The following is a 10943-nucleotide window of genomic DNA, read 5'->3' as shown; positions in this document are numbered from 1 at the left end:
GGCATTGGCAACGCGATCAAGACGCTGGAAGCAGCCGACAACGGCATCAAGGCAATCACCAAGCTGGTCGAAAGCGCCCAGTCGACGGTTCGCCAGGCTCAGCAGAACAATACCGACGCGGAAGCCGAGACCCAGATCCAAGGCCTCGCCGCCGTCGACACCACCGGGGTCTCCGCTGGAACCACACAGCAGCGCGTTCTCGATCAGAACCTTGGCGCCCTGAATTTCAAGAACGGCGACACCATCGAGTTAACAGCAACCGACGCGAACGGCACCGAATCAAAGGTGACCTATACTGTTGGAGCCACTCCGGCTACCGAAACCGTCAATGACGTCATCAACCGGATCAACAATTCCGGCGTCGCCAAGGCATCGGTAACTTCCGACGGACGTCTGGATATCCGCGCGAATGGCGCCGAAACGCTAAATCTCACAATCACGACGCAAGACACCGGAAATGGCTCGACGGCCGACCTCATCACACAAAATGCAGCCGGATCCGTGTTTGCATCCCTCGGTTTTGGAGACAACGCGGATGCTGTCGGTGTAGATGACGAGAATGACGCCAACACCACAGCCGACGTGGACGATCCCGGCGGTACGCGCGTCGTCTACACCGAAGGCACATCGGCAAACCTGTTCGACACGTTAACCATCACCAATCAGGCGCAGGCACAGGAGGCAGACAACTCGGATCTGGCGGAACAGTTCAACGACATTCTGCAGCAGATCGACGAGTTGGCCGCAGACGCCAGCTTCAACGGCATCAATCTGATCAATTCCAGCGATACCGAACTCACCGTTGCCTTCAACGAACGACGGGATGAAGGACGATCGGAATTGACGATTGGCGGTCGAGACCTGACCTCATTCGGCCTCAGCTTGACAGGCGCATTCGATCTCGGGGCCGTGGAATCCGAAGACAAGCTCAATCAGCTTGCAAACGCTTTAACAACACTACGAGCAACCGGCTCCCAGTTCGGTTCGCAGCTCACAACGGTGAACATCCGCGAGGACTTCACCAAGGAACTGGTCAATACGTTGCAGACCGGTGCCGATAATCTGGTTCTGGCCGATACCAACGAGGAAGGCGCGAACCTTCTCGCCTTGCAGACAAGACAGCAGCTATCGACAACAGCGCTGTCCCTGTCCTCGCAGGCAGACCAGGCCGTTCTGCGACTGTTCTAATATCAAGCAGGCAGAAATTTCCCATTACTGGGAAAAAACTACCGAGGCGGCGAAAATATTCGCCGCCTCTCTTATTTTGACAATAAATTATTGCTCAAAATTGCGATTCAACTTACTATTCAATCATGGCACTGAAAATAGAACTCAAACCGCAGGAACGCATCATTATAGGCTCCACCGTCATCACGAACGGGGATCATCGGGCTTATTTCTTCATTGAAGGCAATGAACCGATCCTGCGCGAGAAAGATATCTACACAGCCGACACAGCGAATTCGCCGGCCAAGCGTATCTATCTCGCCGTTCAACTGATGTACCTCAACAAGGACATCGCCGGGCACAAAGAGGTCTATTTCGAACTCGTCAAGGAATTCATCCAGGCCGCCCCAAGCGCGGTGACCAGGATAGAGGCAATCAACCAGCAAATCTTAACCGGCTCGCTCTACCATGCCCTGAAGCGAGCAAGGGATTTGATCGACTACGAACGGGAGCTGATCGAGAATGCACAATCTCGCAGCGTCTGCATATCAGACGACAAGCCAGAAGACGGTGGGTGGTCGGGAGCTCGAAGCGCAGCTCCTGTTGAAAGCGGCGGCTAAGCTTCAGCTGACCCTGGAGCAGTGGGAAACCGAAGCGCCGGAATCCCTGTCCGATGCCTTGACTTACAATCGCCGCCTCTGGACGATCCTGGCTACGTCGGTGACGAGCGAAGACAACCCGTTGCCAGTCGAAATCAGGCAGAATCTCGGCTCGCTGGGCGCCTTCATCCTGAACCACACGTTGAACCTCATGATGCGGCCGGAGCGCGATCGCATCAAGACCCTCATTTCGATCAACCGGAACATTGCTCAAGGATTGCGGGGCGGATGACGATCCACCCGCGCTCGCAGCAGTTGCGCGGACAGAGCAACGATAGCCAAAAAAAAGCGCCGGCGGATTCCGGCGCTTTTTTATTACATGGTGCCAACCCTCAAGAGATTTGAGAGACAGACGTGGCGACCGGCGCTTCTAGATAAAGTCCGAAAGGGTCAGATCGAACGCGATGCTCGTCGCCCTGTAGGTGACTTCCAGCAGCGTCTGTAATTCCAGCAGCTTTACCGCAACCTCATCCCGATTGACGCCTTCGATGCCGTCGACCGCAAGGGCGATGGTGCCATTGGTAATTACGTGCCGCTCGCGCGCACCATCAAGAGCGGTGTATGCGGTCGCAAATTCGATATGGTTCTGGCGAATGCCTGAAACACTGTTTTCAGGCTCTGTGACGCCTCTCCTTGCGCGGATCGCGAGAGCCTTGTGATATCCTTGGTTTTCGGGCTGAGTGGTTGAAAAATCGGCCGCCACAAAGGCGGCTAGAGACTGGATAACCTCGCGATAGGCATCCTCGTTGGCGCGGGCGCCATAGGAAATATGGAGGTTGTCATCAATGCGGGAAAGATTGGTACCGCGCGCGGGATCCGTCCCGTTTTCCCCGCGATACCAGGCGACAGTGTTGTTCGGGCTGCTAGCAATGCTCGTCGCATGCGCAAAATCAACAGCCGCAGCCTGGCCCGGAGTACCGCCGTTGTCGGCAAGACCGAATGTCTGAGCCGCCACTGTTCCAGCACCGTTGGCGTCTGCATTCGTGTTAAGCTGCGAAATGGCCACCCGTGACGCTTGGCCGGTTGAATTCGAAGTGAGCGTAATGTTCTCGCCATCATTGGTGACGGAGACACCATCGCCTGCAAGTTTCGATGCGAGAATAGCGGTGAATTCATTGATGTCGTCGATCGTGGCATCACCGCCTGCGCCGACCACATCCGATTGGTTGATCGTAACGATCCGCGGTGCGCCGTTGTCGACGGCAATCTCGAAGGTGAATTGATCGACCGCAGCAAAGGTTGTGCCGCCGTTCTGGAACTGGAAAGAGTAGTATCCCGCAGTCCCTGCACCTTCGGCGACACGAAACGGTCCACCGGGCTGACCGCCAGCTCTCGGCAGATTATCGAAGAAATTTTCCGACGCACGAATGGACGACGCCGCCCGCAGTTCGGATTGCCCGACCTTAATCAGCGCTTCGTCCAGAGCCGCCTTGAAATTGGCAGACGTTTCCTCGGCCGTGTCGCCAATTTCAAACGTGTACGCGGGATCCTCCTGCGTCTGCCCTTCCGCCCCAATACGAATTTCGGTCTGCGTACCATCCGGCAAGTCCAGGAACAGGCGAATGACTTCACCCGGTTCCGGCTGACCTTCGAAGCGAAAATCGATGCGCTGGGTTCCTTCGGCCACCGAACTGCCATTGGTGGATTCGGCTTGACCGTTTCCGCCGACCGGAATCGCAAGCCTGTTCAGAAGCGGCAAATCCCCGGCGATGGTTAGATCCGCACCGTCCGCCTTTGAAAAAACAAGACGACCATTGTCGACAGTAACGGTAACATCCTTTGATGGTGCAGCAGCAAGCTTCTGGCTGATTTCATCGGCGAGGGTTTGCAGGGTTACATCATTCAATGCCGATCCGTCATCGATCGAAATGGTCTTCCCGTCAACGATCAAGTCACCGCCCGTGAACGTCTGCCCTAGATTGCTGGGATTGATCGCGGCGGTCGAAAGTGTGGTAGGCGCCGGCTGCCGCCCGGAATTCACGGTTACGTTGCTCAAGCCGGACTGAACACTGTAGATCTTGAAGCCGAATGGATGCGCATCCTTCACAGCATCCTCAAAGATACTGACGGTTGCCACGGGTGGATTGGGAGCCGTGTCGACAGCACTCGCGGTTACCAGTCGACCTTTATTGTCCGCCCCGAGATCCGCTTCGTTGTATTCGCGCGTCACCTGCCGCAAGCCGGCGTAGTTTCCATCACCCTGGAGAAGATAGTCCAGTTCGGCCACCGGGCTGCGGTCGAGCGCAGTGCCGGAAAAGAGGTAACGGCCACCGACATTCGTATTCAGCTGCGCAACAAAGTCACGCAATTGAATTTCCGCCGACGTCTGCGATTGCGTTCGCCCATTCGGAAACAGATTGAAGTTATTCTGATCGATTGCCGCCTTTGCATCGATACGAATCTTCTCAAGCCGAGTGCTTGTAAGGTCCAACGTCTTAAGTCGTAAGTCCGCAACCGAAATCGACTGATTGTAGACCGCGATCTGCGAGCGCTGCTGCTTCAGAATCAGATCGAGCGACGACCCACCGCCGAGGCCGCTATAGGTCTGCGACTTGCGCCCGGTGCCGAGCTGAAGCTGCAGGTCATCGAACTTGGCGCGCAGGTTCTTGATGTAGGAAAGTTGCGGCGGCAGTGAAAAGGTCGCGTTCTGGATAGCCACGATTAGACCCTCAGCAGCGCTTCAAAGAGTTCGCGGGCGGCCTGCAGCACCCTTGCATTGGCCTGATAGGCATTCTGGATCTGGATCAGCAGGCCGAGTTCCTGATCGACATCGACCTTGGAACCTTCGTCGAACCGGGTTTTCAGGTTGTTGGTGACGACATCCTGGCCGGCCGATGTGGCGGCCGACTGCGCCGCCCTGTTGGAGGTGTAGGCAACCGTCGATGTCACGAAATCCGTAATCGAACCCCTGTAGATCGACTGTCTTGTGCCGACCTTGGCGCCGGTGGTGTAGGCGCGATCGCTCTGGGTGAAACGATCGAGGATCGCCTGCGGCCGGCTGACGTCACCGGCCTCGATGCCGGGCTGGTATTGCACCAGCAGGCCGGGATCCTGCGCGATGGTGCGGTTGACGCGGATACGCGAGGCGAAACCGTCAATATTCGGCCTGCCGTCTTTGAGGCCGGTGAAGACGCCCTTGTCCCCGTCCACGAACAAGGCGAAGACGTCGGCATACTGCGTCGGGTCGTCGACGGAAATGTTCGACTGGGCCGTCTCGATGCGGAAATTGCCGGGCGAGGCGCTTTCGAGACGCAGGACGCTGGTCTCAGTGGCGGGCGGTCCGGGATCGTCCGGATTGGACGCGGCGAAAACGCCATTGCCGATGCGGGGGTCCGAACCGAGCGCTGTCTGGACGGCGGCGGCGATCGTGTCGTAGTCGCCGCTCGAGAAATCGATGCCGATATAGATGTCGTTCGGATCGCTCGTTTTCGTGATATCCGGCGCGCCCGGCCCGTCGCTGCGAAACAGCGTAACGTTCTTGGTGATGCCGCTTGCGAGATCCTTGAAGGAGAAGGAAAGGCTGTCCCCTTCCGCAAGCTTCGACAGATCGAACTCGTAGCCCGTCTGCACCCCGCCATTGACGTAGGGCGTCGCCGGCTCCTCATGGGTCGAGAAGGTCTGGGCCAGATTGGCGGCCAGTTCGTCGAGCTGGCGCTGCGCATCGACCAGCGTCACGTCGCGCGCCTGGATCAGCGCGGCGATTGAGCCGGACCGCAAGCCGCCGAACCCGATCAGATCGAGGCCCTGACCCGGTTCGCCACCGAGGGTGACGGTTCCGACATTGCGCTGCGCCGGATCCTTGCTGTAGCGCGACAACGCATCGATCGAGCCATGGGCATCGAAACTCAAGCGCGTCGGCACCACGTCGTAGAGGCGAAATCCCGAGGTGGTGGTCAGGCGCAGGCCGCCGTTTTCCGTCTGGTCGACCTGGATATCGAGGAACCCGGACAGTTCGTCCACGACGCGGTCGCGCTCGTCGAGCAGTTCCACCGGACTGAGACCGCCGGCCGTCTGCGCGATGATCTCGACGTCGAGCTCCTGAAGATTGGAGAGCAGCGTGTTGACCCGGTCCACGGATTCCGCGAGCTGGAATTCGATTGCCTGCCGCTGGCTCTGGATCTGGCCCGACAGCGAATTGAGCTTGGAGGCAAAGCGCTCCGCCTGCTGGACGACGCCGATCCGGCTTGGATAGTCCTCAGGCGCGCCGACCAGATTTGCGAGGGCTGCGGAAAAGTCGTTTGCGGTGTTCGATAGGGAGCCCGGGTCGTCGATGGTGGCGAAGAGCCGGTCGAGATACTGGAAATAGTCGGATGAGACCTGCGCATATTGCTGCTGCGACAGGGACGAGCGGTATTGCGTCTGGACCTCGGTATTGAGGAGCCGGCTGAGACTGCCCGCGGAAACGGCGAGCGTGCGCCCCTGGCCGTCGACCCTGAGCGACGTCTGCAGTGTCTTGCGCGTATAGCCGGCGCGGTCGGCATTGGCGATGTTCGATGCCGTGACATCGAGCTGCCGCTGATTAACCGAAAGGCCGGTAAGTGCCGTATTGAGGGCGCCAAGCAGACCCATATAGCCACCCGCGAATAGAGATCAGGAAAGTCCGGCCGTGGCCTGGCCGCTACCGGGCCACGGCCATATGCGCTACCGGATGATGTTGATCGATTCCTGCAGCAACTCGTCCGCCGTGGTGATGATGCGGGTATTGGCCGAATAAGCCTGCTGCGTGACGATCAGCTTGGAGAACTCGTCGGCGATATCGACGTTGGAGCCTTCCACCGAGCCGCCATTGATCGTGCCGCCGCCGGCATAAATCGGCTGGCCGGATTCCGTCGTCTCGGAGAAGACGCCGCCGTCCCGCCGCGACAGCTCCGCCTCGCCGGCGAAGGTAACGACCGGAATCTCGTAGAGGTCGCGCTGGCGGCCGTTGGAATAGATCGCCACGAGACGGCCGGAGTCGCTGATCTCCGTCCTTGTCACCTCACCGGCCGCGAAGCCGTTCTGGTCGTACTGGAAGCCACTGCCGGGCACATTCTGTTGCTTCAGCGCATCGGCCGGGATCTCGAAGATGACCTCTCCGAGGGACCTTCCGTTGACGGCGAGATCCTGGATGGTGAGCACGCTCGGCACGGGATAGATGAGCGCGCCGGACTCCTTGTCGAACTGGAAGTCGCCAAGCTTCTGCCAGGCTACTGCCGAGGGCGACTGCGGATTGGTGTTGGAATTGTAATAGAGGCCCCAGGTGTCCTGGGTCGGGGGGGCGGAAGCCAGGGTCGTGCCTGCAGTCGCGGTAAAGCCAAGGGCGGTTGCGAGTGCACTGTTGCTGGCGAAAATATCGAATGCCGCACCGTCGGCCCGGCTGATTTGCAGCCTTGCCGGACTCCCAGTCAACTGCGCCGTAAAACCGCCATTGCCATTCAAACCGGCGACCAGATCGCCGACGCTGGTCTGACTGCCAATCTGGAAAGTCGTATCCGCTCCCCCTACCCGCAGGGTGATCGTTTCGCCGGCGAAGGAAGCAAGGCTGGCACCTGCGGCCAGATCCTGCCCGCCAGTAACAGTTGACGGCGACCCTCCTCCGGAAGAAACGTTCTGCGGCGATCCTTGAGTGGCGCCCGTAATTCCCAAGGCTGTGGCGAGCGCGTTGTCGTTCACGCCCAAAGAGAAGTCGGCGCCATCGGCTCTGCTGACCTTTAGTTTTCCATCGACGATCTCCGCCCGATACCCTGCGGTAGCCAAATTATCGTTGAATCGCTGCGCCTGATCCGCCGTACCGTCGAACACGTACGAGCTGACACTTCCTCCGCTTCGCAGGGTAAGAACGGATCCCTCGAAAGTATCGGCCCCCGGAAAGCTCGACAGATCGGCCGTGCCGTAGATCTTGGCAGTAGGATCGCCATCATCCGACTTCGCCCATTGCAGCTGGACATTCACCGGTTCGCCCACCGCGGTAAAGCCGGTGATCGCCCCGCCGCCGATCGAGGTGTCGAGGAATGTGCCGACATCGGCATTGGTGATCTGGTTGAGGCCCAGTCGGGTTCCGAGAGCAAACGGGCTGCCGGCGCCTGCCTGCGTGGTCAGGGTCTGGCTGAGCGGCCCATTGACGTTCCCGCCCTGCCCATCGTCGAAGCTGGTCGGCAGCGCGCCGCGATTGAAGGTGATGCGGTTGGTGCGCACTGCCGGAATGAGCGAATTGTCGATCTTGATAATTTCCGGTGCGCTGCCGGACACGCTGCGGGTGACCGGGTCGATCGGCCGGCCGAGCAGGTAGTAGCCCGATCCGTTGACCAGCCGGCCGGCGCTGTCCTTCTCGAAGTCGCCGGCGCGCGTGTAAAAGTTGCGGCTGCTGAAGATCGGCTGGCCGCCATTGTCGCCGATCCGCTCGGTAACGACGAAATAGCCCGACCCGTTGATGGAGATGAAGGTATCCTGGTCGTTGAAGGGCAGGTAGTCGCCGGCAACATTGTTCGTCGCCCGCGAGCGCGCGGCGACACCGCCGGCGACCTGACCGGACTGCGGACCACCGCCGCCGGAAACGAAGTCGCTGAAGGACGTATCCAGCCGCTTGTAGCCGAAGGTCGACGAGTTGGCGATATTTCCCGAAATATTCTCAAGCGCATAGGCCTGGGCCGTCAGGCCCGACACGGCTGCGTTCAACGCACCAAAGACACCCATGTGATCCTCCGAAGCAGGACGATTGAAAACCTTTGGGGCGTGAGGGACACGCCCGTCGTCAAGGCTTTCTGCAACGTGCGTGCCAATCGCGGGACGGGAAAAAACCATGATGAATGAAGCCTTTACGCGCACCCCTTGAGACGCATGGGCGGGTTTGACCGGCAGGTTTGACCGCCCACCCGGCAAAGACTGCCGCTCGGCGAACAACTTGCCGTGCAGCTTGCGCGGCGGGCGCGCCGTCCCTACTCTTCAGGCGAAATCGACACGTACGGGAGTTTTCATGCGTTTTCAGGGCACCGCCGACTATGTGGCGACCGAGGACCTTCGCATTGCCGTCAACGCCGCCATCACGCTGGAGCGGCCGCTTCTGGTGAAGGGTGAGCCAGGCACCGGCAAGACGGTGCTCGCCCAGGAGGTCGCCAGGGCGATCGGCGCGCCGCTGATCGAGTGGCATGTGAAATCGACCACCAAGGCGCAGCAGGGTCTTTACGAATACGATGCGGTTTCCCGCCTGCGGGACAGCCAGCTCGGCGACGAGCGGGTGCACGACATCGCCAATTACATCCGCAAGGGCAAGCTGTGGGAGGCCTTCGTCGCGCCCGAGCGCCCCGTGCTGCTGATCGACGAGATCGACAAGGCGGATATCGAGTTTCCCAACGACCTGCTGCTGGAACTCGACCGCATGCAGTTCCACGTCTACGAGACAGGCGAGACGGTGGCCGCACGCCGGCGGCCGGTGGTCATCATCACCTCCAACAACGAGAAGGACCTGCCGGACGCCTTCTTGCGCCGCTGCTTCTTCCACTACATCAAGTTTCCCGACGCCGAGACGATGGCGGAAATCGTCGAGGTGCACTTCCCCGGCCTCAAATCGCGGCTGCTGAGCGAGGCGCTGAAGGTGTTCTTCGAGGTGCGCGACATGCCGGGGCTGAAGAAGAAGCCGTCGACCTCGGAACTGCTCGACTGGATCAAGCTGCTTCTCAACGAGGACATCGACCCGGCTCTTCTGGCCGAACGCGATGCCAAGAAACTGATCCCGCCGCTGCATGGCGCGCTGCTGAAGAACGAGCAGGACGTCCATCTCTTCGAACGGCTGGCCTTCATGGCACGCCGCGACGGGCGATAGAGCATGTCCCCCGAAAGTGGATACCGGTTTTGGGAAAGAGACATATTCAAGGGATTGAGCCGGGAGCGATATCTTGTCGATCGGGCGATGCCGCCCAATCGGAAAGCGCTCCAGAAATCGAGAATGGCGTGGCGCCTCTTCCTTCGCGGATTGCGGCGCGCAACGCTGGCGTTGCCGCTTGCCGTGCTGCTGCATCCGGGAAATGGGCACGCGCAGGGCATCAGCGCGCTGGACAATCCGGAAACGGATTCGGGCTGGCAGGTCGATCCGCGCGGCATGCGTCATTTCACGGGCCTGAGCTGCCCCGACAACCTGGGACGGATGAGCCGGGTAAAGATCCTCTCCAGCCAACTCGACCGCATCGCCGGCTGCGTCTATCTGTCGCCGGAAGGCATCGCCGCCGTCATCCGCAGCCATCCGAAGGGCGCGGGCACGCAGGCGCAGGCATCCTTTGCCGAGCGCTTTTCGCAGGCCGGCTTCACCCTGGTGGATGGAGAAGGGCCGGCAGCTTCGGGCGTCACCTTCCGCATCGGCGGCGCAAGGGAGGGGATGCGCTCCGAAACGCTGTGGCGCTTCGACGGCGCCCAGATGGATTACACGCTCTGGATGGCCTACACCCTGCCCTTGCAGGGGGCATTGGTCGGCCCCATCCTGCAAGCCTTTATCGAAGAGGCGGCAAGCCAAAAGTGAAACTTCCCGGCGAAGGGCCGGGCGACAGGCAGTGATGGCCAGGAGGACGTACGCTTGCTGAGACTGATGCTCTTGCGCCACGCCAAATCCGATTGGAGCGAAGCTGGGCTTCACGATTTCGACCGGCCGCTCAACGAGCGCGGACGGCAGGCTGCTCCGCTGATGGGCGCGCATCTGGCAACCCATGCGCTCTTGCCGGATCGCATCCTCTGCTCTACCGCCCGGCGCGCCCGCGAAACGCTTGCGCTGATGCTGCCCCATCTTTCCGGCGACAGCGACGTCGGCTTGACCCGCAGGCTCTATGACGAGGGCGAGGACGACTATGTGGCAATCATCCACGCACTTGGCGGCAATGCGCACTCCCTGATGCTGATCGCCCACAATCCGGCGATCCAGGCGACGGCGCTCGCACTAATCGGAAACGGCAATCCGGCGCTAAGGGACGAAATCGCGGAGAAGTTCCCCACTGCGGCCCTTGCCGTCATCGATTTCGACGCGGAAAGCTGGGCCGATGTGGAGAAGGATAGCGGAAGGGTCGTCGCCTTCTTCCGTCCGAAGCTGCTGGCGGGCGGCATAACCGGCGAAGCGGCGAACGAGAGCTGACCTCGCAAACTTGCGGGATACGGCTT

Annotated in this window: 9 protein-coding genes; 6 read left to right on the top strand and 3 right to left on the bottom strand. The window is 60.2% G+C overall.

From position 1 onward, the window contains the following. The 3 genes from H2509_RS15125 to flaF all read left to right on the top strand — a co-directional run. The coding region (locus tag H2509_RS15125; protein WP_182166708.1) for a flagellin at positions 1–1188 on the top strand (1188 nt) is incomplete at its 5' end. Positions 1189–1313: 125 nt separating this feature from the next. Then, positions 1314–1787 (top strand): flagellar biosynthesis repressor FlbT, encoded by a 474-nt coding sequence (flbT, locus tag H2509_RS15120; protein ID WP_182166706.1) that lies wholly within the window; start codon positions 1314–1316, stop codon positions 1785–1787. After that, complete coding sequence (gene flaF, locus H2509_RS15115; protein ID WP_182166704.1) at positions 1690–2058, top strand: flagellar biosynthesis regulator FlaF; 369 nt, start codon at positions 1690–1692, stop codon at positions 2056–2058. The genes flbT and flaF overlap by 98 nt, the downstream gene beginning before the upstream one ends. A gap of 138 nt (positions 2059–2196) precedes the next feature. Here flaF and H2509_RS15110 read toward each other — a convergent pair whose 3' ends face one another. From H2509_RS15110 to H2509_RS15100, 3 genes are all read right to left on the bottom strand, one after another. Further along, complete coding sequence (locus H2509_RS15110; protein WP_182166702.1) at positions 2197–4485, bottom strand: flagellin; 2289 nt, start codon at positions 4483–4485, stop codon at positions 2197–2199. 2 nt (positions 4486–4487) lie between these two features. Continuing rightward, positions 4488–6395: a flagellar hook-associated protein FlgK gene (flgK, locus tag H2509_RS15105; RefSeq protein WP_182166700.1), complete on the bottom strand. Its 1908-nt coding sequence runs from the start codon at positions 6393–6395 to the stop codon at positions 4488–4490. 72 nt (positions 6396–6467) lie between these two features. Further along, on the bottom strand, positions 6468–8498 hold the full coding sequence (locus tag H2509_RS15100) for a flagellar hook-basal body complex protein (protein ID WP_182166698.1): 2031 nt from the start codon (positions 8496–8498) through the stop codon (positions 6468–6470). 280 nt (positions 8499–8778) lie between these two features. Between H2509_RS15100 and H2509_RS15095 the strand changes: the two genes are divergently transcribed. The 3 genes from H2509_RS15095 to H2509_RS15085 all read left to right on the top strand — a co-directional run bounded on the left by H2509_RS15095 (position 8779) and on the right by H2509_RS15085 (position 10917). Beyond that, positions 8779–9624, top strand: a complete 846-nt coding sequence (locus H2509_RS15095; RefSeq protein ID WP_182166696.1) for an AAA family ATPase — start codon at positions 8779–8781, stop codon at positions 9622–9624. A 123-nt stretch (positions 9625–9747) separates the two neighbouring features. Continuing rightward, positions 9748–10314, top strand: a complete 567-nt coding sequence (locus H2509_RS15090; RefSeq protein ID WP_182166694.1) for a hypothetical protein — start codon at positions 9748–9750, stop codon at positions 10312–10314. Positions 10315–10368: 54 nt separating this feature from the next. Then, positions 10369–10917, top strand: coding sequence for a SixA phosphatase family protein (locus H2509_RS15085; RefSeq protein ID WP_235974986.1), 549 nt, complete (start codon positions 10369–10371; stop codon positions 10915–10917). Positions 10918–10943 lie beyond the last annotated feature (26 nt).

It is taken from the genome of Stappia albiluteola, assembly GCF_014050225.1.
Classification (GTDB): domain Bacteria; phylum Pseudomonadota; class Alphaproteobacteria; order Rhizobiales; family Stappiaceae; genus Hongsoonwoonella; species Hongsoonwoonella albiluteola.
Note: the sequence above shows the minus strand (reverse complement) of the source record. Positions and strands in the feature narration are given on the sequence as shown.

Coding starts and splice junctions, on each gene's coding strand:
- H2509_RS15095 (WP_182166696.1), top strand. CDS start 8,779: ATGCGTTTTCAGGGCACCGCCGACTATGTGGCGACCGAGGACCTTCGC.
- flbT (WP_182166706.1), top strand. CDS start 1,314: ATGGCACTGAAAATAGAACTCAAACCGCAGGAACGCATCATTATAGGC.
- H2509_RS15100 (WP_182166698.1), bottom strand. CDS start 8,498: ATGGGTGTCTTTGGTGCGTTGAACGCAGCCGTGTCGGGCCTGACGGCC.
- flaF (WP_182166704.1), top strand. CDS start 1,690: ATGCACAATCTCGCAGCGTCTGCATATCAGACGACAAGCCAGAAGACG.
- H2509_RS15090 (WP_182166694.1), top strand. CDS start 9,748: ATGGCGTGGCGCCTCTTCCTTCGCGGATTGCGGCGCGCAACGCTGGCG.
- flgK (WP_182166700.1), bottom strand. CDS start 6,395: ATGGGTCTGCTTGGCGCCCTCAATACGGCACTTACCGGCCTTTCGGTT.